Genomic DNA, 26,066 nt, shown 5'->3' on the forward strand with positions numbered 1-26,066 from the left:
CTCGGCAAATCGCCCAGACCCGTTCTAGAGCTCAGTTCTTGTAGATCTGGTCGAAGATACCGCCTTCGGCAAAATGTTCCTTCTGCGCCTTTGCCCAACCACCGAAAACGTCGTCGATCGTGAAAAGTTCGACCTTGGCGAAAGATTTTTCGTATTCCTTGGCGATCTCCGAATCGCGCGGACGGTAGGAGTTGCGTGCGGCGATTTCCTGACCTTCCTTGGTATACCAGTATTTCAGGTATGCCTCCGCGGCGGCCCCAGTACCTTTTTTGTCGGCCACCTTGTCGACGATGGTCACCGGCGGCTCCGCCAGGATCGACAGCGGGGGCGCCACGATCTCGAACTTGTCCTTGCCGAATTCGCGCTGCGCCAGGAACGCCTCGTTCTCCCACGCCAGCAGCACGTCGCCGACCCCGCGCTCGACGAAGGTTACGGTCGAGCCGCGCGCGCCGGTATCGAGCACCGGCACATTCTTGAAGAGGTCGCCGACGAATTGCTTGGCCTTGTCGGCCGAACCGGACTTCTTCAGCGCATAGCCCCATGCCGCGAGGTAATTCCAGCGCGCCCCGCCCGAGGTTTTCGGGTTGGGCGTGATGACGCTGACACCGGATTTAATCAAATCGTCCCAATCCTTGATCCCCTTGGGATTGCCCTTGCGAACCAGGAACACGATCGTGGACGTGTAAGGCGAGGAATTGAGCGGCAAGCGCTTCTGCCAATCCGGCGTGATCAGGCCCTTGCCGGCGATCGCATCGATGTCATAGGCCAGCGCCAGCGTGACGACGTCCGCCTGCAATCCGTCGATCACAGAACGTGCCTGCGAGCCGGAGCCGCCGTGCGACTGCTTGATCTCGACGCTCTTGCCGGTCTCCTTCTGGTAGGCGGCAATGAACGCCTTGTTGAAATCGGCATAGAGCTCGCGCGTCGGATCGTACGAGACGTTGAGCAGCGACACATCGGCAGCGAGCGCAGAACCTGCCCAAAGCAGTCCTGCGACGACGGGCAGAATACGACGGAACATCTCAATCTCCATTCGGCCTGATGAAGGATATCACCGGAACACGTGCGACATAACTCACGGTGAAGTGGCCTTTAGTCAACGAAACCGCATTTCATTGTTTGCGGCAGTGCAGCGTCATTGTCCTATGAAGTCTTGATCGTGTGGATGCCGCATTCTGTCTTGGCGCGGCCACGCCAGCGACCGGCACGCGCGTCTTCATCCGGCGAGGTCCGGCTGCTGCACGGCATGCATCCGACCGACGGGTAACCGGACGCCACCAGCGGATGCGGCGGCAGGTTTGCGAGTTTGTAGATCGCCTCGATGTCTTCGCGCGCGACATTGGCGAACGGGTTGAATTTCAGCCTGACGCCGTCGTCTTCGACGACCGCCATCTCGGCGCGCAGGCCGCCCTGGAAGCGCTTGCGGCCGTTGATCCAGGCCGAGAACGGCGCCAACGCCCGCGCCAGCGGCTCGACTTTGCGGATACGGCAGCAGGCGTCGGGATCGGAGAACCACAATTCGCGGTCCGGATCCTCGCGCAACAAGGTTTCTTCCAGCGGCTTGATCGAGCGGACGTCGCGCAGGCCAAGCGTAGCGATCAACGTGTCGCGATAGGCCAGCGTCTCCTCGAACAGCCAGCCGGTGTCGAGGAAGATCACGGGAATCGCCGGATCGACGTCTGCCATCACCTTGAGCAGTGCCGCCGATTCGGTGCCGAACGACGAGACCACCGCCAATTTCTCGCGGCCGACCGTCTTCAACGCCGTTTCAATGACTTCCGCGGGCGAAGCGCTGCGGAGCGCGCGATCGAGCGCCTGCGCCGGCGACAGGTCCAAAGCTTTCTCTGTCACTGCCTGGGGTACGAGCGCGTTCACTGGCCGGCACTCTCCGAATGACGCAGCTGCATCCGCCGATGCAGCGCGGTGAGGCGGCCGTCGCCGGTCGGCTGGTAGAACACCGAGTAGCTCTTTGCGGTAGAGGCAAACGCTTCGGCGTCGCTGTCCTTTTTCACCTCGAACGTGTCGAAGCCGGCGCGCAGCATGAACACGAACTGGTCGCGCAGCACCTGACCGGTGGCGCGCAGTTCGCCGTCGAAGCCGTGACGTTCGCGCAGCAGGCGCGCCTGGCTGTAGGCGCGGCCGTCGCGGAACGAGGGAAACATCAGCGCCACCGCGTCCAGCCGGCCGAGATATGGCACGAGATCGTCGAGGTCGCGGTTGTTCGGCCAGATCACGCCGACCTTGCCGGCGCGCTTCAGAAGGCCTTCCGGATCCTCGAGGAACCGCGCCGCCGGAATGAGGATCGCGCCATCGCCGGGCAACTCGGCACCGTCGGCCACATGGACGAACAGATCGGTGGTGATTCTACCCTGCTTAACGAGTGGCATAGACCCGCTCCTTGAATGGCTCGACACCCAGGCGCTTCACCGCATCCACGAACAACTCCTCGGGGCGGTCGCGCAGTGCGAGATAGGCTTCGACAATATCCTCGATCACGTCGGCGACTTCCGCGTAGGGAATCGCCGGGCCGATCAGCGTCCCCATCTGCGCGCCCTCGTCGGCGCGGCCGCCGATGGTGATCTGGTAAAACTCCTCGCCGTTCTTCTCGACGCCGAGAATGCCGATGTGACCGACGTGGTGATGCCCGCAGGCATTGATGCAGCCGGAGATGTTGATGTGCAGCCGGCCGATCAGCTCGGCGGTGTCGTGATTGGCGAAGCGACGGGTCAGCTCCTGCGCGATCGGGATCGAGCGCGCATTGGCCAGCGAGCAATAGTCCAGCCCGGGGCAGGCGATGATGTCGGTGACCAGATTGACATTCGGCGTCGCGAGCCCGATCCGGTCGAGCGCCTTCCATAGCTGCGGCAGGTCGCGCTTGGCGACATGCGGCAGGCACAGATTCTGTTCGTGGCCGACGCGGATTTCGCCGAAGGAGTAGCGGTCGGCGAGATCGGCGACCGCGTCCATCTGGTCGGAGGTGGCGTCGCCGGGCGGTGCGCCCACCGGCTTCAGCGAGATCGTCACGATCGAATAGCCCTGGACCTTGTGCGGGAACACGGAGTTCCTGCGCCAGCGCTCGAACAGCGGGTCATGCGCGGCCTGTTTCAGCTCGTCCGGCATGTGCGGCAGCTTTTCATAGGCCGGATAGGAGAAGCGCGAACGCACCTCCTCGATGACGGAATGGTCGAGCGTCAATCCGACGTCGCCCATCTGCCTCCATTCCTCGTCGACCTCGCGCGCGAACTTCTCGATGCCGAGCTCGTGCACCAGGATCTTGATGCGGGCCTTGTAGATGTTGTCGCGGCGGCCGTACTGGTTGTAGACGCGCAGGATCGCCTCGACATAGCTCAGGATGTCGCGGCCGTGCACGAACGGCTTGATGGTCTTGCCGATGAACGGCGTGCGGCCAAGGCCGCCGCCGACCAGCACCTCAAAGCCGGTTTCGCCTTCCGCGTTCTTGTACAGGCGCAGCCCGATGTCGTGCACCTTGATCGCCGCGCGGTCGTGCTCGGATGCCGTGATCGCGATCTTGAACTTGCGCGGCAGGAACGAGAATTCCGGATGCAGCGTGGTGTGCTGGCGCAGGATTTCCGACCAGATGCGGGGATCCTCGACCTCGCCCGGCGCGACGCCGGCCCATTGGTCAGAGGTGACGTTGCGCATGTTGTTGCCGGAGGTCTGCATCGCGTGGATGCCGACCTCGGCAAGGTCCGCGAGCGCGTCCGGCAATTCGGCGAGCTTGATCCAGTTGAACTGGATGTTCTGCCTTGTGGTGAAATGGCCATAGCCGCGGTCGTAGCGGCGTCCGACACGGGCCAGCGCGCGCAACTGCTTGGACGACAGCGTGCCATAGGGGATCGCGACGCGGAACATGTAGGCGTGCAGTTGCAGATAGACGCCGTTCTGCAGGCGCAGCATCTTGAATTCGTCCTCGGTGAGTTCGCCGGAGAGGCGGCGCTTCACCTGGTCGCGGAATTCAGACACGCGTTCGTTGATCAGCGTGCGATCGAGTTCGTCATATGCGTACATGATGGATGCGCCTTACGCCGGAACCGGAAGCAGATCGATGGTGAGGCCTTCCGACCGGATATGTTCGCGGAGATTGCCGGGCTTGATCTCGCCGCCGTCCTTGAGCTCGACCGGCGCGATATAGGGGCCGATCGCGCCGACGTCATCGGCGGTCGCTTCATTAAGCAGTGTCCGCGCCTCATCCGAGGTGCGCACGATCGCGGCGTCCGAAAGGTTCGCCGACCAGCCTTGCTGCGCGGTGCGATAGATCACGACACCATCCCAGGTGCGGTTGGCGGTGACCATCGAGGGCCCCGTGATCTTGATCTTTTGTTGTAACGGAGAAGTCATTCTGCAGCATCCCTCAATTCGGAGATCACTTGATCGAGATCTGATTGGCGCCATGGTGCGGAATGCGCGACCACGTCGCCGATGATGAGGACGGCGGGACCGCCGTCGATTTGCTCGACCAGCGCCGGCAAATGTTCGAGCGTGCCGACCACCGCCTGGGCGTCCGGCCGCGTCACCCGCGCGAACACGCCGACCGGCGTTTGCGGCAAGCGGCCGGCGGCGAGCAGGCCCGCACGGATCGCGGGTGCCGCGGTCATGCCCATATAGACCACGATGGTCATCTTCTTGTCGGTCAGCACCGACCAGTCGACGGTCTCGGCATCCCTCGCCTTGTGGGCGGTGAGGAAGGTGATGCGCAGCGCCTCGTGGCGATAGGTCAGCGGCGCCTCGAATTGCGCGGCGGCGCCGAGGCCTGCAGTGATGCCCGGCACCACCGAATAGGCGACGCCGGCCGCGCGCAACACTTCGATTTCCTCGCCGCCGCGGCCGAAGATGAAGGGATCGCCGCCCTTCAACCGCACCGCGCGCTGGCCTGACCTGGCTGCCTCGATCAGCAGCTTGTTGATCGCATCCTGGCCGATGCCGGGCTTGCCGACGCGGCGGCCGACCGGAATGCGCGAGGCATCGCGGCGCACGCGATCGAGAATTTCCGGCGATACCAGTTCGTCATAAAAAACGACGTCGGCGTCCTGCAGCGCGCGCAGCGCCTTGATGGTGAGCAGATCCGGATCGCCCGGCCCGGCGCCGACCAGCGTCACCCGGCCGTCGGCCTTGCCCTGATCATTGGCACCGGCAAAAGCGGAAGGGTTCGCGATCGCCTGCAGTTGCTTCTCGGCTTCGTCCTTGCGCCCGGCCAGAACAAGCGCGCCGATCGGACCGTCGATCACGCGTTCCCAGAAACGCCGGCGCAAAGAAAATTCGGGGATCCGCGCATGCATCGCCTTGCGAAAACCGCCGATGAAGCTGGCGAGGTCGCCGATCCGCGCCGGCAGGACAGCCTCGATAGACTCTCGCACGCGGCGCGCCACGACAGGCGAAGTGCCGCCGGTGCCGACGGCAACGACGACGTCGCCGCGATCGACGATGGCGGGAAAGATGAAAGTCGAATGGACGAGGTCGTCCATCACGTTGACGGGCAGGCCGACCGCCTTGGCGCGTGCCGACATTGCCACGCCGATGTCGCCGGCACCGGCGCAGAGGATCGCGATCACATCAGCCAGATCGGCGGTGAGCGGATCACCGGCATCAGGCTCGATCCGCGCCACGTCGTCAGCGGCAAGGCCGGAGAGGTCCTGATCGCCGTCAGTCGCGAACCAGCGGACCTGCGCACCGGCAGCGGCGAGCAACCGCAATTTGGCGCGTGCGAGGTCGCCCGCTCCAACGAGCAGCACCTTGCCGCTTTGCAAATCCAGAAACACAGGCAGATAGCGCATCAGATACTCGCTTCCCCAAATTTGGGGTTGACTGAAATTATTTTCTATTTATCTCTGGATCAAGGCCAAAAAAGAGAAAATTATTCCTTCTCTTTTGCAGCGCAACTTTAGAATTTTTCCACTCTCAAGTCCAAGGCCAAGAGATGCATCTTCTCAACAAGGAATCCGGCGGACACGGGTTGCAGCCCGCGGCCTTCAACCAGACCTCATCCGCGCCCAAAATTCTGGCCCATGGGCAGCTGCCGCCGCCCTCGATGGACCATCTCGACGAGCTCGAGGCGCAGAGCATCTACATCCTGCGCGAGGCGTTCGCGCGGTTGAAGAAGCTGGCGCTGCTGTGGTCGCTGGGCAAGGATTCCAACGTCATGATCTGGCTGGCGCGCAAGGCCTTCTTCGGCCGCGTGCCGTTCCCGGCTTTGCATGTCGACACCGGCAAGAAATTTGCCGAGATGTACGCGTTCCGCGATCGCTTCGGCAAGGAATGGGAGCTCGATCTCAAGATCGAACCGTGCCCGCCGATCGACGCCGTCGACCCGACATTGCCGCCGGCCGCGCGCTCCGCCGCGCGCAAGACCGAAGGCCTCAAATGGGCGCTGACCAAATACGGTTTTGACGGATTGATCGCCGGCATTCGCCGCGACGAGGAAGCCACCCGCGCCAAGGAGCGGGTGTTCTCGCCGCGCGGCATCGAAGGCGGCTGGGACGTGCGCGATCAGCCCCCGGAATTCTGGGACCATTTCAACGCCTCGCCGCCGCAAGGCGCGCATTTGCGCATCCACCCGATCCTGCATTGGACCGAGGCCGACATCTGGGCCTACACCAAGCGTGAGAACATTCCGATCATCCCGCTGTATCTGTCGAAGGACGGCAAGCGCTATCGCTCGCTGGGCGATCAGGACATCACCAATCCGGTGGCGTCGACCGCTTCCAGCATCGATGAGATCCTGACCGAACTCGACGGCACCAGGGTGCCGGAACGTGCGGGCCGCGCGCTCGATCACGAAACCGAAGATGCATTCGAGCGGCTGCGTGTCGCCGGCTATCTCTGACGGACATTAGGTGTGAGTGCTGCGATGAACATGATCCTCCCCTCAAGCGTATTGGCGACACCCAACGGCACGACGCGGCCACAGATTCGCATCGTCATCGTCGGCCATGTCGACCATGGCAAATCGACCCTGGTCGGCCGCCTGTTGCATGAAACCGGCAGCCTGCCCGAAGGCAAGCTGGAAATGCTCAAAGCCGTCAGCGCACGGCGCGGCATGCCGTTCGAATGGTCGTTCCTGCTCGATGCGCTGCAAACCGAACGCGACCAGGGCATCACCATCGACACCACGCAGATCCGCTTCCGCACCATGTCGCGCGACGTGGTGCTGATCGATGCGCCCGGCCATGCCGAATTCCTGCGCAACATGATCACCGGCGCCTCGCAGGCCGACGGCGCGGTGCTGATCATCGACGCGCTGGAAGGCGTGCGCGACCAGACAAGGCGGCACGGCTATCTGCTGCATCTGCTCGGCATCAAGCAGGTCACCGTCGTCGTCAATAAAATGGACCGCGTCGATTTCAGCGCCGATCGTTTCAAGGAGATCAGCGACGAAATCTCGGCGCATCTGATCGGCCTCGGCGTGACGCCGTCGGCGGTGATTCCGATTTCCGCGCGCGACGGCGACGGCGTTGCCGAACGCACGCCGCGGATCTCGTGGTACCAGGGGCCGAGCGTCGTCGAGGCGCTCGATGCGCTCGAACCGGCACGGCCGCTGGAGCAGCTCGCGCTGCGGCTGCCGGTGCAGGCGATCTACAAATTCGACGATCGCCGCATCGTCGCCGGCCGCATCGAATCCGGCAGTCTCAGCGCCGGCGATGAGATCGTCATCATGCCCGCCGGCAAGATCGCGAAGATCAAGACCGTCGAGAGCTGGCCGGTAACTCCCGTCAACGGCAGCCACGGCGCCGGCCGCTCGGTCGGCATCACGCTCGACCGCGAATTGTTCATCGAACGCGGCGACGTCATCGCCCATGCCGGCGCGACCCCGCGCGATACGCGGCGGATTCGCGCCCGGATTTTCTGGCTGCACGACAAACCGCTCGCCAAGGGCGAGCAGATCCTGATCCGCCTCGGCACCCGCGAAAGCCGCGCTCACGTGGTCGCGATCGAGAAGGCGGTCGATCCCGGCGAACTCTCCAATGAGGAGACCAAGTCGATCGCGCGCAATCACGTCGGCGAAATCGACATTTCGCTGGCGCAGCCGGTCGCAGCCGATCCCTATCAGGACAATCCGCGCACCGGACGGCTGGTGATCGAGGTCAATGGCCGCATTGCCGGCGGTGGTCTCGTGCTGTCGGTCGACGCCGGACAACGTGCCGTCCCGATCGACATCGTCCCCGTTGAGTCCGCGCTGCGTCCCGAAGAGCGTTCGGCGCGCTATCACCATAACGGCGCGGTAATCTGGCTGACGGGCTTGCCCGGTTCGGGCAAATCGACGCTGGCCCGCGCGCTGGAGCGACGGCTGTTCTCTCGCGGCGGTTCACCGATCCTGCTCGACGGCGATACCCTGCGTGCCGGCCTCAACAACGATCTGGGCTTTTCGCCACAGGATCGCAGCGAAAACATTCGCCGCCTCGCGGAAGTCGCCACCCATCTGGCGCGCAACGGCCACGTCGCGATCGTCGCCGCGGTTTCGCCCGCGATTGCCGATCGCGCAGTGGCGCGCCGCATCGCCGATACCGCCTTCCGCGAAATCCATGTCGCCGCTCCTGCCGAGGTGTGCGAGAGCCGCGATCCCAAAGGCCACTATGCCAAGGCCCGTGCCGGCACGCTCCCCTCGTTCACGGGGATCACCAACGACTACCAGCCGCCGGCGAGTTGCGAATTGCGGATCGACACCTCAACCCGGACGGTGGCCGATGCCACCGACGCGATCGAGCGGATGCTGGCGGAGAGCGGCGTTCTGTTCGACGAACTGGTGGATCTGGCGGCCAATATCTGAAGCGTTTTCAAGCGAAGTGGGCACCGGTTCGCGTCAAGAAAGCGCGTCAAATCAAGAATCTAGGGCTCCGTTCCGATTTCCATCGGAACGGAGCTCTAGGCTTTTTGGGGCCTTCTCATCGACCCGGCTTTAGCGCTAAAAGGCAGTTGAAAACTGCCCTTTGGCGCGCTTTTTGCTGCTTTCATCCCTGAAAGCCACCCATCAACGCCGTTTCTGCCCGAGAAAGCCCATCATGAATCGTGTCGATGCCCACGGATTGAAGATCGCCCCTGAACTGTTCGATTTCATCGCCAAGGAGGCGACCCCCAAAACCGGGATTTCCCCCGACGCATTCTGGGCCGGGCTTGCCGCCATCATCGCCAAGTTGGGACCGAAAAACCGCGAACTGCTCGCCGTCCGCGACGCGCTGCAGGCCAAGATCGACGGCTGGCACCGCGCCAACAAGGGCAAGGCGTTCGACATGAACGCCTACACGGCCTTCCTGAAGGAGATCGGCTATCTCTTGCCGGAGCCCGCGACCCACAAGGTCGAGACCGCAAATGTCGACGAGGAAATCGGCAAGATCTGCGGACCGCAGCTCGTCGTCCCCCTGACCAACGCCCGCTACGCGCTGAACGCAGCGAATGCCCGCTGGGGCAGCCTGTATGATGCTTTCTACGGCACGGATGCGATCCCGCACGATCCGAGTGAGGCTGGCCGCGGCTACAACAAGGCGCGCGGCGACAAGGTGATCGCCAAGGCCAAGGCCTTCCTCGACGCCGCCGTGCCGCTCGCGACCGGCAGCCACACCAATGTAACCTCCTACAGCGTGATCGCGGGCCAGCTCTCGGCCAAGCTGAGCGGCAACGCCACCGCGCTGAAGTCAGCCGAACAGTTCGCCGGCTATCTGGGCGATGCCGCCGCGCCGACCGCGATCCTGCTGGTCAACAACGGCATGCATATCGAAATCAAAATCGATCGCAGCAGCACCATCGGCAAGGACGATCCGGCTGGCGTCGCCGACATGATCCTGGAATCGGCGGTCTCCACCATCCTCGACATGGAAGACAGCGTCGCCGCCGTCGATGCCGAGGACAAGGTTCTGGTCTATCGCAACACGCTCGGCCTGATGGACGGCACGCTGTCGGCGGATTTCGACAAGGGCGGCAAGACGCTCAAGCGTTCGCTCAACCCTGACCGCGTCTACAAGACGCCCGACGGCAAGGACCTGACGCTGCACGGCCGCAGTCTGTTGTTGATGCGCAATGTCGGCCATCACATGTTCACCGACGCGGTTCTGGACTCCAAGGGCGAGGAGATTCCGGAAGGCCTGCTCGATGCCGCGGTCGCCGGCCTGCTAGCGATCCACGATCTCAAGGGCGGCTCAAAGACCAAGAACAGCCGCACCGGCTCGGTCTATATCGTCAAGCCGAAGATGCACGGCCCCGACGAAGTGGCGCTGACCTGTGAGCTGTTCGGCGAGGTCGAGAAGCTGCTGTCGCTGCCCGAGAACACCATGAAGGTCGGCATCATGGACGAGGAGCGCCGCACCACGGTCAACCTCAAGGCCTGCATCCAGAACGCCTCGAAGCGGATCTGCTTCATCAACACCGGCTTCCTCGACCGCACCGGCGACGAGATTCACACCTCGATGGAAGCGGGTCCGATGATCCGCAAGAACGACATGAAGGCGCAGCCCTGGATCAAGGCCTATGAAGACTGGAACGTCGACATGGGCCTGATCGACGGCCTGCCCGGCCATGCCCAGATCGGCAAGGGCATGTGGGCAGCCCCCGACAAGATGGCCGACATGCTGACGCAGAAGCTCGGCCACCCCTCAGCCGGCGCCACCACCGCCTGGGTGCCGTCACCGACCGCCGCTACGCTGCACGCGCTGCATTATCACCAGATCAACGTGCAGGCGCGCCAGCAGGAGCTCGCCAAGGGCGGCCAGCGCGCGAAACTGTCCGACATCCTCACCATCCCGGTGTCGCAGTCGAACTGGGCCCCCGACGACGTGAAGCAGGAGATCGACAACAACTGCCAGGGCATCCTGGGCTATGTCGTGCGCTGGATCGACCAGGGCGTCGGCTGCTCCAAGGTGCCTGACATCCACGGCGTCGGCTTGATGGAAGACCGCGCCACCTTGCGCATCTCGGCGCAACATCTGGCGAACTGGTTGCATCAGGGCGTCATCACCAAGGATCAGGTGATGGAGTCGCTGAAGCGCATGGCGATCGTGGTCGACGGCCAGAACAAGGACGATGCACTGTACAAGCCGATGGCCCCCTCCTTCGACGGCATCGCCTTCAAGGCCGCATGCGATCTGGTGTTCAAGGGCCGCGAGCAGCCGAACGGCTACACCGAGTACATCCTCACCGCCCGCCGCCGCGAAGCCAAGGCGGCCGGTTGATCGACCGGCCTGAGTTCTGTTCGGATTCAGGCTGGAACCGCGGTTCCGCAGTCGGTCGGACGTCCCGTTCAAATGCGGGAGGCGACGCGCGATCTTTCGCGCGACTGCCGCTTTGCCGCACGCAGGAACGTTTGGATCGTGCGCCCGTTGAGAATTCATCTCAACTCACAGGGAGAGATGACGATGGATTGGAACCGGGTTGAAGGAAACTGGAAACAGTTCAAGGGCGCCGCCAAGGAGAAATGGGGCAAGCTCACCGACGACGATCTCAATGTGATCGAAGGCCGTCGTGAGCAGCTCGAAGGCAAGCTGCAGCAGCGCTATGGCTTCGCCAAGGACCAGATCCGCAAGGACGTGGACGACTGGTTCGGGACACTGAAATAGAAACCTCCAAAATGAAAAGCCCCGGCAGCGCCGGGGCTTTTTGTTTGGGCGGCCGCTAGATCACTGCGATGTATTTCAACAGCGAGATCACGCCGAGGATGATCACGACAACTCGCGCGATCTGTTTGGCGCGGCCATCAAGCGGCAGCAAGTTGATGAGATAGAGAACGAGGATAACGACGAGAAACGTGACGAGTACGCTGACGAGCATGCGGGCCCCCTCGGCTGAAAAGCGCTGTTAATGTTGTGTTAACGTGCCAAAGCAGGCTGGGTTCCTGAATCGGGAACCTGTGCGCAAACATAAAAACCGCAACCATTTCAACGGCCCCCGTAGTTTTACGGCGCGGGCGCTGTCTAAGTATTTACCCTTTTCCCCCCAAATGACCGCGGCTTTGGGGGAAGCATCATGTTGAACCGTCTGACCGTATCCACGCTGCTGAAGACCGTTATCCTGGCCACCGCCTTTTGTATCGCGGTGGGGTTCTCGCTCAACGCCTGGGATGCCTGGGGCCGCCTGCAGGTGGCAAACCGCATCTCGGTGGTCACCGACGCATCCGCCAATATGTTCAAGGCGATGCATAATCTGCGCACCGACCGCTCCACGACCAACCGGCTATTGAATGCCGATGCGCCGATGGACAGCGATATCGAAAAATACCTGCGCAACATCCGCGATACGCAAATGCCCGCCTTGAGCAACGCGCTGACGCTGCTGCCGTCGATTGAATTCGCGCAAGCCCAGACACTGGTGCCTGAGCTCGATCGTCTGTTCAAGAAGCTGAGCGCGCAGCAGAAGGAATTCTGGGACGAGGTGAGCAAGCCGAAGGCCTCCCGCCGTCCGACGCAAGGCAAAGAATACATGGAGACCGCGACCGCGCTGCTGGAGACGCTGGACAAACTGTCCGCAGCGCTTTCCACCGTGGTCAACCATCAGGACCCGATGATCGACCAGTTGCTGGCGATCAAGCAGATCGCCTGGCTGCTGCGCAACACCGCAGGCGAAGCATCGCTGCTGGTTTCCAACGGGCTCTCCGCAGGAAAGGCGGCGCCGGAAGTACAGCTCAAATACCTGAAATACTCCGGCGGCATCGAGGCCGCATGGAACGCGCTGGAACTGACCGCCTCGGGAATGCAGTTGCCGCCGGCGCTTGCCGCCGCGATAGCCGCGACCAAGACCGCCTATTTCGAACCGGACTATATCGCCTTGCGCGATCGCCTGATGACGACGCTGGTCGCCGGCGGGAAGCCCGAATTGACCGCAAACCAGTGGACGCCGATTACGGTCGGGCGCCTCGGCAGCGCGGTCAAGGTCGCCGAAACGGCGCTCGACTCCGCCCGGGACCATACCGTGATGCAGTTTTCCTCGGCCCGGCGCGCGCTGGTGGTGCAACTGATGCTGCTGGTCGGCGCATTGATGTTGACGTGCGGCGCGTTGATTCTGGTCACCCGCCGCGTCATCAGGCCGCTGCACAATATGCGCGACGCCATGCTGAAGGTCGCCGCCGGCGACCTGACGGTCGACACCGGCTATGCGGTGCGCAAGGATGAAATCGGTGCGCTCGCCGGCGCGCTGGAGACGTTCAAGCAGCAGGCCGAAGACAAGGTCCGGATCGAGGCGCAGGAGCGCGAACGCAATGCCAGCGCCACCGCGCGGCAGCAGGCGATCGAAAGCTATGTCGGCGAATTCGAGAGCCTGGTGCGCCAGACGCTCGACCAGCTGGGCGACGCCTCCGGCCAGATGCGGACCACCTCGGACGGGCTATCAGCGGTTTCCCGCCAGACCAACGCGCGGGTTGAGGTGGCCGAAAAGGCCTCCAGCGAAGCCTCGATGAGCGTCGAGACGGTCGCGGCCGCGTCGGAAGAACTGAGCGCCTCGATCAACGACATCAGCCAGCAGGCCGCGCACGCCGCCGGCATTGCCAGCCGCGCGGTGAGCCAGGCGCGTGAGACCGACGGCACCGTGCAGGGCCTTGCCACGTCCGCAGGCCGGATCGGCGAAGTGGTCGGGCTGATCAACTCGATCGCCGCCCAGACCAACCTGTTGGCGCTGAACGCGACCATCGAGGCCGCCCGCGCCGGTGACGCCGGCCGCGGCTTTGCGGTGGTCGCCTCCGAAGTCAAATCGCTGGCGAGCCAGACCGCGAAGGCGACCGAGGAAATCTCGGAGCAGATCTCCGACATTCAGAAGGTCGCGAACGAGGCCATCGAAGCCATCAAGGGCATCGGCGGCATTATCGGCGAGGTCAACGAGGTCGCGACCGCGATTGCGGCCGCCGTGCAGGAACAGGGCGCCGCGACGCAGGAGATCACGCGCAGCACCCAGTTTGCCGCCCAGGGCACCAAGAACGTCTCCGACAACATCTCGGGCGTGAAGACCGACGCCGATGCGGCAGCAGCCGCCGCCGATGACGTCAAGCACGCCTCCGAGACGCTGGAAACGCAGAGCAAGCAATTGGGTGCTCAGGTCACTCAGTTCCTCGGCAAGATCCGCGCGGCGTAGTCGCGCCTCCACCTCCTCGTCATGCCCGGGCTTGACCCGGGCATCCTCCTCTTGGCTCCCATTAAGCAAGAAAGACGTGGATGGCCGGGTCAAGCCCGGCCATGACGGAAGTTGGAATATCGCGTCCCTAAATATCGTTCACTCCCGCGCCACCACCGGCACGCGTTCGTACTTTGCGCGCAGCTTGTCCGAGGCGGGTGAGAAGTTCAGTTCGGCGCCGCGCTTGTCGGCGCTGCGGCCGGCCACCAGCAAACCGTTTTCGCCGGCGACGATGTCGCCCTTGCGCAAGGTCGGATCGGCCTCGATCTTGACCGGCGCTAGGCCGATCTGATCCTTGCCGTTGCAGGTGCAACCGGCCACGAGCTCATTGCGATAACGGAACGCGTTAGGCAGTTCCGAATAGGGTTTTCCGTTCTCGGCGGCGGCGTTGTCGATGTTGCTGCCGTAGAACACCTTGGTCTCGCTGGCCGGGCAGAAGCTGTCGCAGGACGCCGCACGGCTGGCATTGTCGGAGGCCGTTACCGGGAAATAGCGACCGTCGCAGGTACGCACGCAAAACGCTTGACCGCCGCCGCCATAACGCCGCGGCTCGCCGCGCTGAACCGGCGTCGACCCGTCGTCATTCGCAAACGGCAACGGAATATAAGGAGCCCTCGCCCGGCCCATGCCGCCGAACAGGGCCGAGAAGAAGTCCTGGGCCTGCGCCGCAGGCGCCAGCGCGGCAGCGCCTGCCAAAGCCGCCGCGCCCAGGATTGCCATTCTACCCACGTGCATTCGTATCTCCCGTCAGGTCGGTCGGCTCAGTTGAGCTGCGACGCCGTCAAATTCATTGCCTGCCGCCCCGAGGGCGCCGTCGTCAGCGCCGGACGCGCCGGCCGGACGCTGATGGTGGTGCGCGTTTCCATGCGCGGCGCGTTCTTCGGCAGCACCACGACCCTGGTGCCGACATCGACTCGGCTGAAGAGATCACTGACGTCCTCATTGGTCAGGCGGATGCAGCCACTGGAAACGAACTTGCCGATCGTCGAGGGATCGTTCGTGCCGTGGATGCGGTACTGGCTGGAGCCAAGATACATCGCCCGGGCGCCGAGCGGATTGCCGGGGCCTCCGGCCATGAAACGCGGCAGATAGGGCTGGCGCGCGATCATCTCGGCCGGCGGATGCCAATCCGGCCACTCCGCCTTGCGGCTGATGGTCTGTACGCCGGACCAGGTAAAGCCTTCGCGGCCGACACCGACGCCGTAGCGAACGGCGCGGCCCTGGCCGAGCACGTAATACAGCGCGGTATTGCCGGTATCGATCACGATGGTACCGGGTGCCTCCGAAGTGTTGAAAGCGACGACAGCACGGCGCAGCCGCTCCGGCACGACGCCGGAGTCGGGCTCAACCATCACCTCATCGGTGGGAAACGTATTCGGCTGGGTGGAAGCGTAACCCAGCAGCTGCGCGCTCGCCGCGCTGGAAAATACCGAGGGGGCCAGCAGCATGGTGCTGATGAAGACGAGCGCGTGGGTTACGCGCGACGGATGCCGGCGATGAGAGGACTGTGTCATGGGACTGCCCCGGTTGGATACGCATCGTGTGATGCTCTGAATTGGCAACGCGACCGGGGCTGCACGGTTCCCTGCGACTCAAACTGACAGGCCTGCTGTCAAGCGCGCCAGTGTTCACGCTTCCGCGATGGAACTTCTGTCTGGGCCGCCCGTTGTGTGGCTTGAGAATTCGGTTCGCGGGGCGATGTCGCGGCTGCCATGTGAACACCGCCTGGCGCGGGGGAGAATCGTTGTGCGCGTATTGCCCCCCAAGCCTTTGCCGGAAGAACGCAGGGCGCCTGAAGATCGCAAGGCAGCGTCCAACGAAGGCAAGCCGACGGAACGCAAACCGGCGCAAGGCGAGGACAAGACAACCGAACGAAAGCCATCCGACCGCAAGCTTTCTGACAACAAGGCCTCCGACCACAGGACCTCTGACCAGAGGACTTCGCCGGGTGACCGCCAGAAAGCAAATGCGCCCGAAGGCAAGCCGCTGCCCGACAGCAATGTCGAACTGCCCCCGCTGATCAGCCGCGCCGAAATCGTCGCCTTTTCGCTGGTATCCCTGCTGATCATCTGCATCGTCGCCGTGCTCTACGTCGCGAAAGCGTTCTTCCTACCGATCACGATGGCGTTCATCGTCGGCACGATGCTGTCGCCGGCCGCGAGCTTCCTCGAGCGCTATCGTATTCCCCGCGCGCTGGCCGCCGTCCTGATCGTTGCCGCCGTCGTCACCGGCGCAGCCTTCATGATCGGCCTGATTGCATCGCCGGTGATGGAATGGAGCAGCAAGCTTCCGGAACTGGGGGCGCAGCTGAAGGAAAAAATGCACGTCTTCGACCGGCCGCTGGCGCTGTGGCAGCAGTTGCAAGGCATGCTCGGCAGCTCCGACACGCTGGCGACATTCCACATGCCGAAATTCGAATGGGTGCAGCCGACGCTCGAATTCCTGTCGCCGACCCTCGCCGAGTTCCTGCTGTTCGTCGCCACCCTGATCCTGTTCATCGCGAGCTGGAAGGACCTGCGCCGGGCCATGGTGATGAATTTCGGCGACCGGCCGGTACGGTTGCGAACGCTGCGGATCCTCAACGAGATCGAGGAGCACCTGGGCAGCTATCTGATCATGGTGACGATGATCAATGTCGGCGTCGGCATTGCAACCGGCATTATCTGCGCGGTCACGGGCATGCCCAATCCGGCAGGTCTCGGCGCGCTGGCCGCGACCTTGAACTACATTCCGATCATCGGACCGGTCGCGATGTTCGTCGTGCTGATCGTGGTCGGCCTTGTCGCCTTCCCGACGATCAGTGCGGGGCTGCTCGCGCCGCTGCTGTTTGCGGCGATGACCTTCCTCGAGGGCCATTTCCTCACGCCGACGATCGTCGGCCGCAGGCTCGAGCTCAACGCGCTGGCGGTGTTCATCGCGCTGGCGTTCTGGACCTGGCTGTGGGGGCCGATGGGCGCGTTCCTGGCGTCGCCGATTCTGATCGTCGCGCTGATCCTCAAGGAGCATCTGATGCCGGTCAATTCGCCGCAGTTGCCCTAGAATCAAAGGGTTTCGCAGCAGGAACTTCCGCTTCGGGTGGACGTTTCCCCGATAGCTGAATTGAATGCCCGGGAGCTTTCGATGTCGCCCACCGACAACGCCACCTATGAACGCCTGGAAAAGGATGTAACCGCCGTGAAAAATGATATCGCAGCCCTCACCGACCAGATCACCGATGCGCTCAACAGTTTCGCCGGCACCGCGGGCAAGCAGGCGCGCCGCGGCTACAGGCAGGCGCGCGCCAATGCGGAGCAGGCCGTGGACGACATGTCCGAGCGCGGCAGCGCCATGATGGACGCGGCTCAGGATGCGGCCTCCTCGATCGAGGAATCGCTGGAAGACGTCATCACGCAGCGACCGCTGGCAACCGTCGGCCTCGCACTCGGCGTGGGCTTCCTGCTCGGTGCAATGTGGCGCCGGTAATCCGGCGATGATGCAATGATGACCCGCGCCGGAAAGCCAGCCTTCGTCTGCCGATGGCGGCGCTGGCGCGAGGTCGTTTCTTTTATTGATGTCCTTTTCAGATCGAGGCGTGCCCATGTTTCAGCGACTGATCGATGACTTCAAGGATTCGACCGGCACTGCGCTCCGGCTGACCTCGCTGGCGGCAGTGGCGGCGCTCGCCCTGCTCGTCACCACATCGTTCCTGTGCGCGGCCGCCTTCATCTTCGTGCTGGAGAAATATGGTCCCGTTTATGCGTGCCTGACCGGCGCCGGCATCTTCTTCGTGGTGACAATGATCGCGGCGATCTCCTACATGTTGCGCAAGAAACAGATCGAGACGCGCGTCAAGGAGACCGCAAAATCCGCCGCTCAAACCATGCTGGCCGATCCGATGCTGGTCGCGGCCGGCATTCAGGTGGTGCGCGCGATCGGCATCAAGAAACTGATTCCGATTCTCGCGGTCGGCGGCCTGGCGCTGGGATTCTTGGCCAGCCGCGGCCAAAGCCAGGCGGGCGGCGAAGCGCCGGCGGAGTAAAGTTCGTTCGCGAGAGGCGGTTAGCACGTCGCCGTGAGACAAGGCAAAGGTGCGTTCCCTCCCCCCTTGCGGGGTCGAGACGAGCGAAGCTCGCTCTTGGGGCTAGGGAGAGGGGTGGCGTCATCGGGACTGCCCGTGTGAACCCCTCTCCCCCGCCCCAAGAGCGAGCTTCGCTCGTCTCGACCCCGCAAGGGGGGAGGGAGCCGACTATCCGTGTCGCTCGCATTTCCGGTCCAATTTTCAAAGAGCAGATATGGCTTCGCATTCTCGCGGCGCAAAGCGCCCGAGGTTTGCTGGAAACTTCCCGCCCTCGAAAACAGAGGGCGCAGGGAAGACCGGGTGCGCGCTGCACCCGCGGTCTCGTGTGCGGTTTGCAAAAGGCTGCACACGAGCATACAGGGCAGCGGAGAACACCCGGCCTTCCCTGCGCAATGGCTTTACGGCTTATGCCGTGATCTCCCCGGAGACGAGTTCTTGGTTGACTCCGTCGCTGCCGTTTCCGCTTGCGCTTCTCCGACAGCTTGACGCCTGCAACGGAACACGGTTTTGCCGTACGCTTATCCACGCCGTCGTCGAGGCGTAAACCAGCGTCCACCGCAACCCGTCCAACGTCCGTGACGACGGCCGACGCCCTCTGAGTGGGACGGGATGGCAAAGATATGCACCTGATTTGCCATTCTGGTAAACAGAAATATTTTTTATTTCGGGGCTTGACACCATTTCTGATAATCGCAACTGATTTGCCCGTCGGGTCGTTGTCGCGCCTGCTGTGCCCGTCGGCGGGCATAGGCCTCTCAAATGGAACCGGCGGCCGCTCAAAATGTTTGCATGGGGTGGAGGACACCATGCGCAAAGTCTTCTCACTGTTGGACGACGAACAGCGGCAGGCTCTCATCGAGGTCGTCGACCTCAGCACGGCGACAGCTTCAGCCGGCCTAATCGTGGCGATCCTCAAACTGTTCGTCGACCTGATGACGTGAACCGCCTGAGCCATCGGGTGGGTGGGAGTTTCTGGTTAACCCGCTTCGAGGGCCGGAACGACGCGTGCCGTCGGTTTTGAATCCCTGGAGGTGTGTAATGAAACACGACCTGATTCATGAGGACGCTGCGAGAGAAGCGCTGCCGACTGAGGTAGAGCGGAACTACGGGATGCTGACCGCTGGGGTTCTTGCCCTCGTGGCTGTTGCATTGGCAATCTACTGGATTGCGTAGAGCCTGCCGGATTTCACAACGCGCTGATGTCAGGAAATATCGCGCGGAAGTTTCCAATCGGGCCGCGGGTCGCAGGACTCTTCGACCCTGGCGACGTGATAACCGCTGGGAATCACATGGCCGCCTTCCTCATCCGCAACCGGAACGTCCATCACAAGCCCCTCTATCAGGGCAGCTTCCCAGACCTCTTTCTCGGTAGGGAAGGCGCTTCCGATCTGCTTGTCGCCTTCAAACAGCGCATACATCGGGCCTCCTAACCAAAACCCCGCCAGCTACAAATGTAGCTGACGGGGCTTTTGAGATGATATTTCCGGTGGATTTCTCCCTCGTTGTATCACTCGAACAATCAACGTGGCCGGAGAAAAGTCGTTCCTGTGTTCCGGAGGTTTTTTTGCGGCCGAAAGCTGCCGTCGCGCGGGGAACCAGGGGAATGGTTTGTAGGATGGGTAGAGCGCAGCGAAACCCATCACCCGTCCGCAAGCCACAATTGATGGGTTTCGCTTCGCTCTACCCATCCTACGATGACCGTTTCGTTCAGGCCGTTTTGGCAAACATCGTGAGAACGCCGTCGGCGATGTTGATGGCCACGACTTGTGACGAAGTCAGGCCCTTGGCCTTGAGCACCGATGCCGCTTCCGGCGTCGCGTCAATGGACTTGCGAAGCGACTGAATGTCTTCCTCGCGGGTTTGGGCCACCAGTTCATCGACCTTCGAGCGCACCGCCGGCTGCAGATCCTTGATGTCGACGACCTGGATGCTCCGGATGACCGTGCTGGACTGCGAAGGCTGCGCCTCGGATTGCGAGGGGCTTGGTTGAGATTGCGAGGGGGTTCCCTGTGCCTGCACGAAAGCTGGCGTGCCCAGAGAGAGGGCGGCAATGATGACGGATGCCGTAACGATGCGCATGCTCACTCCTTTTCAGTTTGACTGAAAGGACTCCTATCCGCGAAGTTTGGTTGGGGTCTGATTCCGATGTGGCCATTCAGTGAAACCAATGCGGCTGCAATGCGCGGCCGAAGGTTCCGATTTGCCGTCGGGATCAAATGAAGGACCTGATTGCCCGGCGGAGCTGGATGTTGCGCCCTGAAGCCAATTCAGCCCGCATGATGCACAGCCGGCTGTGTCATTCACTGGCTCGAAGCATCTGCAACTCGGCAATGCGTTTGTCGGCGCGGCGGAGCCGCCGGCAAAGCTCGCGGTTGATATTCTGCATCACCATCACATAGGCGTGGATGTCGGCCTTGTAGCACGCATAGAGTTGCCGGGCCGTGAGTTCGTACAGCACGGTCGGGCTCTCCGCGACGACGGTGGCTGACCGGTTCTGCATTTCGATCAGCGTCATTTCGCCGAAAAAATCGCCGGGCTCGAGACCCGTCATGCGTAGGACGCGCCCGGACTCCAGCAGCTTGCTCACCACCAGCTGGCCGGAGTGAACAATGAACATCGAGCGCCCCGGCTCGCCTTCCGCGACCACCGTGGCGCCGGCGTCGAAGCGGCGCTCGGCCAGCATTGAGATCAAAAGATCGAGGCTTGCGTCTGAGAGCCCACCGAAGAAAGGCGTGGCGAGCAGGAACGCTTTCAGATCTGGGGAACTGACAGCCATCAGGCCAATATACCCGCGCGCCCGGCGGCGGCAAGCGGGCCAGGCCCGACGTGCTGCTCAGCGAGGGCGGAGGCGCCCCGCCGGCTTGCTTCGGCGAGGCCATGATGGGCACGGCGCCGACGCGCCTGTGCCCACCCTGCGGTTCCTTTGCAGTGACGATTTCAGCTCGTCGGCATCACGTAGGCGTAGATCCGGCCGCGCGAGACCGGCGCTTCCCGGACCCGGTTGCCGTTGTTGCCGGAGATCATGATCGGGTTGCCCTTGGCGTCGATGCCGGTGATCACGCCGACATGGCCGCCGCCGCGGCCCCTTGTCATCACGGCGATGGCGCCGACCTGCGGACCGGAAACGCGCTGGCCGTAGCTGGCGAACGATTTCGCCATGTCCGAGCCGGTGCCGCGATAGCCGGAATGCTGCAGCACCATGTTCATGAAGCGGGCGCACCACAGGCTGCCACGCCCGGTCGGGTTGCCGCCGAGGTAACGCCGCGCCTCAGCGACGACGTTGGAAGAGCCGCCAAAGCTGCTCGGCGCCATCACGCCGCCGGGCGGCGTCAGGGTCGAATTATGATCGGTGAAAGTGACGTTGATATCGGCGTTGGCGTTGGCATCGGCAAAGCCGCCGGCCTGCATTTTCGCGACGCCGCGCTCCCAGCGCGACAGGCGCGCGATCTTGCGGTGGTGGTGGCGGGCGTAATGCCGTGCATGGTGCCCGGCGTGATAGCCGCGGACGTGGCGCCCTGCGCCATGGTGGGGCCGGGCGGAGGCCGGCGTGGCAATGACGGCGATGGAGACCGAACACAACGCCAGCGCAAGGACACGAAGCGACCGGCGGAACGCAAACAACTGAAGCATCTTTGATCCTCTGTAACACACCACAATCCCGCAGCGTTCGTGGACAAACGAACGCGGCGACGGGTTTGAATTTTTGGCTGTGGCGAGAGGAAGATTTCATGCGGCGGTGCGGGATCAATTCCGGGGTGATTCCGCGATCATTTTATGGCCAAAAACAAACAGGGCTGCCTCATTGCAGCCCAGAGCATTAACTGCAATTTTCGGGGCCGAGAACGCGCCAAAACCAAGAGGAACCTTAAATGCCCTATGCCGTCACTAGTGATAATGTCCGCCTGTATTTCGAAGAAGCCGGCACGGGAACGCCGATCATCTTCCTGCATGAATTCGCGGCCGACCACACCAATTGGGAGCCGCAGATGCGATACTTCTCGCGCGGCCACCGCTGCATCGCCTATTCGGCGCGGGGCTATACGCCTTCCGACGTGCCGCCGACATCAGACGTCTACACCTACAAGCATTTCTACACCGACGCGCTCGCCGTGCTCGATCATCTCGGGATCGCCAAGGCACATTTCATCGGCCTGTCGATGGGCGCCTATTCGTCGCTGCAGATCGGCCTCAACGCCCCGGAACGCGCGCTGTCGATGACGCTGGCCGGCGTCGGCTCCGGCTCTCCGATCGAAAATCTCGAGGCCTTCCGCAAGCAATGCCTGGCCAATGCCGAGCAGTACGAAAAAATCGGCTCGGTGGAGGTCGCCAAAGTGACGCGCGAGGCGCCGAGCCGGATTCCGTTCCTGGTCAAAGACCCGCGCGGCCACGCCGATTTCTATGCCGCACTGGCACGGCACGATGCGAAGGGTTCGGCCAACACCATGCGCAGTTTTCAGGGCGGCCGGCCCTCGATCTACACCCTGACCGACGCGATCCGCAACGTGCCGACGCCGGCGCTGATCATCTGCGGCGACGAGGACGACAATTGCATCGAGCCGAGCCTGTTCCTGAAGCAGCATTTGCCGGCTGCGGGCCTAACGTTCTTCCCGAAATCGGGACATGTGCTCAACCTGGAAGAGCCGGCGCTGTTCAACGAAATGGTCGAACGGTTTATCGCGCTGGTGGAAGCCGGGAGGTGGCCGGTGCGGGATCCAAGGTCGATGGTGGCGGCCCCGGTCTAGTCGTCATTGCGAGCGAAGCGAAGCAATCCATTGCGCGGCATAACGGATAGATGGATTGCTTCGTCGCTTCGCTCCTCGCAATGACGGTAACTACTTCCCCTGCTCCGCCCGGGTCAGCAAAAACACGCCCTGCTCGCCGAACATGTTCCAGAACCACCACGGCAGATTGAGCCGCAGCGGGCGGCCGTAGAGATCGAGCGCCACCGCGCGCTCCATCTTGACGTTGATCGCCTCGCACAGCTGCACGAAATCCTTGATGGTGCAGAAATGGATGTTCGGCGTGTCGTACCAGGTCGCCGGCAGGTTTTCGGTGCGCGGCATGTGGCCGCCGACCAATAATTGCAGCCGCATCCGCCAGAACCCGAAATTCGGGAACGAGACGATGGCGCGATGGCCGATCCGCAGCAGGTTTTCCAGCACCACTTTCGGCTGCCGCGTCGCCTGCAGCGTCTGCGACAGGATCACGTAATCAAAAGCGTCGTCGGGATAATTGATGAGGTCGGTGTCGGCGTCGCCCTGCACCACCGCAAGGCCCTTGGCGACGCAGCGGTTGACGCCCTCGCGCGACAGCTCGATGCCGCGGCCGTCGATGCCGCGGCTTTCCAAGAGCTGCAGCAGCTCGCCATCGCCGCACCCGACGTCGAGCACTTTGGAGCCGCTCTGCACCATTTCGGCGACCAGCAAATGATCGCTGCGAAGGTTTTCGGTGCGATGCGGCTCCACGCCAGTAAAAGGCAGTGTCTGTTGCTGCAGCGACATATCAACCACCCGCCCTGTTCAGGCCCCGCGCGGTGCCTGCGGATTGCAGGAACGCACGGGAGATTTCGAAGAATTCGGGCACGTCGAGCAGGAAGGCGTCATGGCCGCGATCGGTTTCGATTTCGGCAAACGACACCCGCGCGCTCGACGCGTTCAGCGCATGCACCAGCGCGCGTGATTCCGCGGTCGGGAACAGCCAATCCGAGGTGAACGACACCACGCAGAAGCGGGTCTTGATGCCGCTGAACGCCTTGGCCAGCACGCCATCATGGTCGGCAGCGATGTCGAAATAATCCATCGCCCGCGTCAGATAGAGATAGGAGTTGGCGTCGAAGCGCTCGACGAAGGACGAGCCTTGATAGCGCAGATAGCTTTCGACCTGGAAATCCGCGTCGAACGAAAACGTCGGCAGTTCGCGGTCCTGCATCCGTCGCCCGAACTTGCGATGCAGGGCGGCGTCGGAGAGATAGGTGATGTGCGCGGCCATCCGTGCGACGCCGAGCCCGCGATGCGGATGCGTGTCGTGGTCGAAATAGCGGCCGCCGCGCCAGTCCGGATCGGCCATCACGGCCTGCCGGCCAAGCTCATGGAATGCGATGTTCTGCGCCGAGTGGCGCGTCGAACATGCGATCGCCAGCGTCGAGAACACGCGCGCCGGATACGCCGCGGTCCATTGCAGCGCCTGCATGCCGCCCATCGAGCCGCCGACCACGCAGAACAGCGTGTCGATGCCGAGACGATCGATCAGCATGGTCTGCGCGCGCACCATGTCGGGAAGGGTGATGATCGGGAAATCGAGGCCCCACAATTTGCCGGTGGCGGGATTCGTCGAGGCCGGGCCGGTCGAGCCCATGCAGCCGCCGATCACGTTGCTGCAGATGATGAAGTAGAGGTTGGTGTCGAGCGGCTTGCCGGGGCCGACCATGGTGTCCCACCAGCCATGCTTGCCGGTGACGGGGTGCGCATTGTTGACATGCTGATCGCCGGTCAGCGCATGGCAAACCAGGATGGCGTTGGAGCGGTCCGCGTTCAGCTCGCCATAGGTCTGGTAGGCGATCTGGAACGGCGCCAGATCGACGCCGCAATCGAGCTTGAGCGGCTGGTCAGCGCCGAACTTCGCGACCTGCGAGGTCGGATGGTCCGCCTCATGGGCCCGATCCTCGCCATGAATCGAAGGGCTTGGGATCGAAGGACTCGGTATCGACTGAACGTTTGTCATCTCGGCCACCGACCTCGAAAGCTGAGGCCCTCCCGGACAGAAATCAGGCCATAAAAAAACCCGGCCTGAACAAAGGTTCGACCGGGATCACTTCTGTCCCCGGCCTGTTTAGCGAGTTGTTTAACGTGGCTGCAAGCCGGCCGGCTCAAATGACCACGGAATGGGCTAAAGCTAGTCCGAAGGGAGCTTTTCGTCAAGGCGGCCCATGGTTAACCGGGCAACGACGCCGCCAATGGCTGCATTTCCTTTTGCTTTCGGCGGCTGTCTTTCCTAATCAATGTCCCTGTATTTGCCGGTGATTTCCGTCCCCCGGCCTGAAGGTTGGAACATGTCCAAGGCCCCTCCCGCCCCGCCCTCGCTGGCGGTGCTGCGCAAAGAGATCGACAGCATCGACGAGCAGGTTCACCGCCTGTTGATGGCGCGCGGCGACATCATCGATCGCCTGATCCAGGTCAAGGAGACCCAGGAGGTCGGCTCCGCGTTCCGCCCGGCGCGCGAGGCCGACATGATGCGGCGGTTGGTGGAGCGTCACCGCGGCATTCTCCCGATCGACACCGTCGAGAGCATCTGGCGCGTCATCATCTCGACATTCACCTACGTCCAGGCGCCGTTCTCGGTGCATGCGGATGTTTCGGTCGGCGAATCCGCGATGCGGGATTCGGCGCGGTTTCATTTCGGATTCGTCGTGCCCTACGTCGCGCATTTCAGCGCGCAGGTCGCGGTCGAGGCGGTGGCGAAATCGAAGGGCGACCTGGCGCTGGTCTCGGCGACCTCGAGCCGCACGCCATGGTGGATCGAGCTCGAAGCCGCCGGCGCGCCAAAGATCATCGCGCGGTTGCCGTTCCTCGAACGCGCCGACCATCCGGCGGCCTTGCCGGTGTTCGTGGTCTCGCGCGTCGCCGACAACGCGATGGTTACCGAAGTCGAGACCTGGAGCGTGCGCGTCTCCGGCTGGAACGCCGAGATTGCGCGCGCGCTGGCGCCGCTTGCCGACATCGTCGCAGTGCCCGATAGGGCCTTCGACGGTGCGGCGCTTTTGGTGTCGATATCAGGCATCGGACTTGAGAAGATCAAGACAGCCCTGATCGAGGCCGGCGCGTCGGTGCGCTCCGCGGCCCTCGTCGGCAGCCACGCAACACGCTATACGGTGCCCCCGAACGGGGCGGCCAAATCCTAAAATAGACGCCCTACG

At 63.1% G+C, this 26,066-nt stretch carries 27 protein-coding genes and 1 riboswitch; of the genes, 12 read left to right on the forward strand and 15 right to left on the reverse strand.

Translation table 11 applies throughout. From position 1 onward, the window contains the following. Positions 1–31: 31 nt before the first annotated feature. From JQ575_RS09700 to cysG, 6 genes are all read right to left on the reverse strand, one after another. Positions 32–1,033, reverse strand: coding sequence for a sulfate ABC transporter substrate-binding protein (locus tag JQ575_RS09700; RefSeq protein ID WP_212032984.1), 1,002 nt, complete (start codon positions 1,031–1,033; stop codon positions 32–34). Between the two features lie 110 nt (positions 1,034–1,143). Further along, complete coding sequence (locus tag JQ575_RS09705) at positions 1,144–1,875, reverse strand: phosphoadenylyl-sulfate reductase (RefSeq protein WP_212032985.1); 732 nt, start codon at positions 1,873–1,875, stop codon at positions 1,144–1,146. Continuing rightward, positions 1,872–2,387, reverse strand: coding sequence for a DUF934 domain-containing protein (locus tag JQ575_RS09710; protein WP_212032986.1), 516 nt, complete (start codon positions 2,385–2,387; stop codon positions 1,872–1,874). Before JQ575_RS09710 ends, JQ575_RS09705 begins: the two co-directional genes overlap by 4 nt. Further along, positions 2,374–4,029: a nitrite/sulfite reductase gene (locus JQ575_RS09715; protein ID WP_212032987.1), complete on the reverse strand. Its 1,656-nt coding sequence runs from the start codon at positions 4,027–4,029 to the stop codon at positions 2,374–2,376. The genes JQ575_RS09710 and JQ575_RS09715 overlap by 14 nt, the downstream gene beginning before the upstream one ends. Before the next feature lie 12 nt (positions 4,030–4,041). Next, positions 4,042–4,359 (reverse strand): DUF2849 domain-containing protein, encoded by a 318-nt coding sequence (locus JQ575_RS09720; RefSeq protein ID WP_212032988.1) that lies wholly within the window; start codon positions 4,357–4,359, stop codon positions 4,042–4,044. Then, positions 4,356–5,792: a siroheme synthase CysG gene (gene cysG, locus JQ575_RS09725; protein ID WP_212032989.1), complete on the reverse strand. Its 1,437-nt coding sequence runs from the start codon at positions 5,790–5,792 to the stop codon at positions 4,356–4,358. The genes JQ575_RS09720 and cysG overlap by 4 nt, the downstream gene beginning before the upstream one ends. Positions 5,793–6,046: 254 nt before the next feature. Between cysG and cysD the strand changes: the two genes are divergently transcribed. The 4 genes from cysD (at position 6,047) to JQ575_RS09745 (ending at position 11,558) form a co-directional block, all read left to right on the forward strand. Further along, positions 6,047–6,841 (forward strand): sulfate adenylyltransferase subunit CysD, encoded by a 795-nt coding sequence (gene cysD / locus JQ575_RS09730; RefSeq protein ID WP_212033056.1) that lies wholly within the window; start codon positions 6,047–6,049, stop codon positions 6,839–6,841. A gap of 24 nt (positions 6,842–6,865) precedes the next feature. After that, positions 6,866–8,782 carry an adenylyl-sulfate kinase gene (gene cysC, locus JQ575_RS09735; RefSeq protein WP_212032990.1) on the forward strand — a complete coding sequence of 639 codons (1,917 nt, stop codon included), beginning with the start codon at positions 6,866–6,868 and terminating at the stop codon, positions 8,780–8,782. A 232-nt stretch (positions 8,783–9,014) separates the two neighbouring features. Then, positions 9,015–11,174: a malate synthase G gene (locus tag JQ575_RS09740; protein ID WP_212032991.1), complete on the forward strand. Its 2,160-nt coding sequence runs from the start codon at positions 9,015–9,017 to the stop codon at positions 11,172–11,174. A gap of 183 nt (positions 11,175–11,357) precedes the next feature. Further along, entirely contained in the window at positions 11,358–11,558 is a 201-nt protein-coding gene (locus JQ575_RS09745; protein ID WP_211999734.1) for a CsbD family protein, read from the forward strand. 55 nt (positions 11,559–11,613) lie between these two features. On the opposite strand, the gene JQ575_RS09750 is transcribed toward JQ575_RS09745, so the two are convergent. Beyond that, positions 11,614–11,769, reverse strand: a complete 156-nt coding sequence (locus tag JQ575_RS09750; RefSeq protein WP_211999735.1) for a Thivi_2564 family membrane protein — start codon at positions 11,767–11,769, stop codon at positions 11,614–11,616. Between the two features lie 195 nt (positions 11,770–11,964). Between JQ575_RS09750 and JQ575_RS09755 the strand changes: the two genes are divergently transcribed. After that, positions 11,965–14,058, forward strand: coding sequence for a methyl-accepting chemotaxis protein (locus tag JQ575_RS09755; RefSeq protein WP_212032992.1), 2,094 nt, complete (start codon positions 11,965–11,967; stop codon positions 14,056–14,058). Between the two features lie 138 nt (positions 14,059–14,196). On the opposite strand, the gene JQ575_RS09760 is transcribed toward JQ575_RS09755, so the two are convergent. Both JQ575_RS09760 and JQ575_RS09765 read right to left on the reverse strand, forming a co-directional pair. After that, on the reverse strand, positions 14,197–14,832 hold the full coding sequence (locus tag JQ575_RS09760; RefSeq protein WP_212032993.1) for a DUF2865 domain-containing protein: 636 nt from the start codon (positions 14,830–14,832) through the stop codon (positions 14,197–14,199). A 26-nt stretch (positions 14,833–14,858) separates the two neighbouring features. Continuing rightward, positions 14,859–15,611: a L,D-transpeptidase gene (locus tag JQ575_RS09765; RefSeq protein ID WP_212032994.1), complete on the reverse strand. Its 753-nt coding sequence runs from the start codon at positions 15,609–15,611 to the stop codon at positions 14,859–14,861. A gap of 472 nt (positions 15,612–16,083) precedes the next feature. Here JQ575_RS09765 and JQ575_RS09770 point away from each other — a divergent pair, with 472 nt between their 5' ends. From JQ575_RS09770 to JQ575_RS45655, 5 genes are all read left to right on the forward strand, one after another. After that, a complete protein-coding gene (locus tag JQ575_RS09770; RefSeq protein WP_212033057.1) occupies positions 16,084–17,136 on the forward strand; it encodes an AI-2E family transporter in 1,053 nt (350 codons plus the stop codon). 81 nt (positions 17,137–17,217) lie between these two features. Continuing rightward, positions 17,218–17,559, forward strand: coding sequence for a YqjD family protein (locus JQ575_RS09775; protein ID WP_192737182.1), 342 nt, complete (start codon positions 17,218–17,220; stop codon positions 17,557–17,559). Positions 17,560–17,674: 115 nt separating this feature from the next. Next, positions 17,675–18,115 carry a hypothetical protein gene (locus JQ575_RS09780; RefSeq protein ID WP_212032995.1) on the forward strand — a complete coding sequence of 147 codons (441 nt, stop codon included), beginning with the start codon at positions 17,675–17,677 and terminating at the stop codon, positions 18,113–18,115. 845 nt (positions 18,116–18,960) lie between these two features. Next, positions 18,961–19,095: a hypothetical protein gene (locus JQ575_RS45650; RefSeq protein WP_283842601.1), complete on the forward strand. Its 135-nt coding sequence runs from the start codon at positions 18,961–18,963 to the stop codon at positions 19,093–19,095. 97 nt (positions 19,096–19,192) lie between these two features. Beyond that, the gene (locus JQ575_RS45655) at positions 19,193–19,327 is read left to right on the forward strand and encodes a hypothetical protein (protein WP_283842602.1); all 135 of its coding nucleotides are present in this window, start codon (positions 19,193–19,195) and stop codon (positions 19,325–19,327) included. Between the two features lie 29 nt (positions 19,328–19,356). On the opposite strand, the gene JQ575_RS09785 is transcribed toward JQ575_RS45655, so the two are convergent. From JQ575_RS09785 to JQ575_RS09800, 4 genes are all read right to left on the reverse strand, one after another. Next, on the reverse strand, positions 19,357–19,572 hold the full coding sequence (locus JQ575_RS09785; RefSeq protein WP_212032996.1) for a hypothetical protein: 216 nt from the start codon (positions 19,570–19,572) through the stop codon (positions 19,357–19,359). Between the two features lie 289 nt (positions 19,573–19,861). Continuing rightward, on the reverse strand, positions 19,862–20,233 hold the full coding sequence (locus JQ575_RS09790; RefSeq protein WP_212032997.1) for a hypothetical protein: 372 nt from the start codon (positions 20,231–20,233) through the stop codon (positions 19,862–19,864). Positions 20,234–20,450: 217 nt separating this feature from the next. After that, on the reverse strand, positions 20,451–20,930 hold the full coding sequence (locus tag JQ575_RS09795; protein ID WP_212032998.1) for a Crp/Fnr family transcriptional regulator: 480 nt from the start codon (positions 20,928–20,930) through the stop codon (positions 20,451–20,453). A gap of 161 nt (positions 20,931–21,091) precedes the next feature. After that, entirely contained in the window at positions 21,092–21,784 is a 693-nt protein-coding gene (locus tag JQ575_RS09800; RefSeq protein ID WP_212032999.1) for a TIGR02594 family protein, read from the reverse strand. 239 nt (positions 21,785–22,023) lie between these two features. On the opposite strand from JQ575_RS09800, the gene JQ575_RS09805 reads away from it, so the two are divergent. After that, complete coding sequence (locus JQ575_RS09805; protein ID WP_212033000.1) at positions 22,024–22,896, forward strand: alpha/beta fold hydrolase; 873 nt, start codon at positions 22,024–22,026, stop codon at positions 22,894–22,896. Positions 22,897–22,986: 90 nt separating this feature from the next. Here JQ575_RS09805 and metW read toward each other — a convergent pair whose 3' ends face one another. Together metW and JQ575_RS09815 are read right to left on the reverse strand one after the other, a co-directional pair. Next, entirely contained in the window at positions 22,987–23,655 is a 669-nt protein-coding gene (gene metW / locus JQ575_RS09810; protein WP_212033001.1) for a methionine biosynthesis protein MetW, read from the reverse strand. A gap of 1 nt (position 23,656) precedes the next feature. After that, positions 23,657–24,874 (reverse strand): homoserine O-acetyltransferase, encoded by a 1,218-nt coding sequence (locus JQ575_RS09815; RefSeq protein ID WP_212033002.1) that lies wholly within the window; start codon positions 24,872–24,874, stop codon positions 23,657–23,659. 87 nt (positions 24,875–24,961) lie between these two features. Continuing rightward, positions 24,962–25,041: riboswitch (SAM riboswitch) on the reverse strand. A gap of 161 nt (positions 25,042–25,202) precedes the next feature. Here JQ575_RS09815 and JQ575_RS09820 point away from each other — a divergent pair. Next, a complete protein-coding gene (locus tag JQ575_RS09820; protein ID WP_212033003.1) occupies positions 25,203–26,051 on the forward strand; it encodes a chorismate mutase in 849 nt (282 codons plus the stop codon). Positions 26,052–26,066 lie beyond the last annotated feature (15 nt).

Origin of the sequence: Bradyrhizobium sp. JYMT SZCCT0428, assembly GCF_018131075.1 — a bacterium.
Classification (GTDB): domain Bacteria; phylum Pseudomonadota; class Alphaproteobacteria; order Rhizobiales; family Xanthobacteraceae; genus Bradyrhizobium.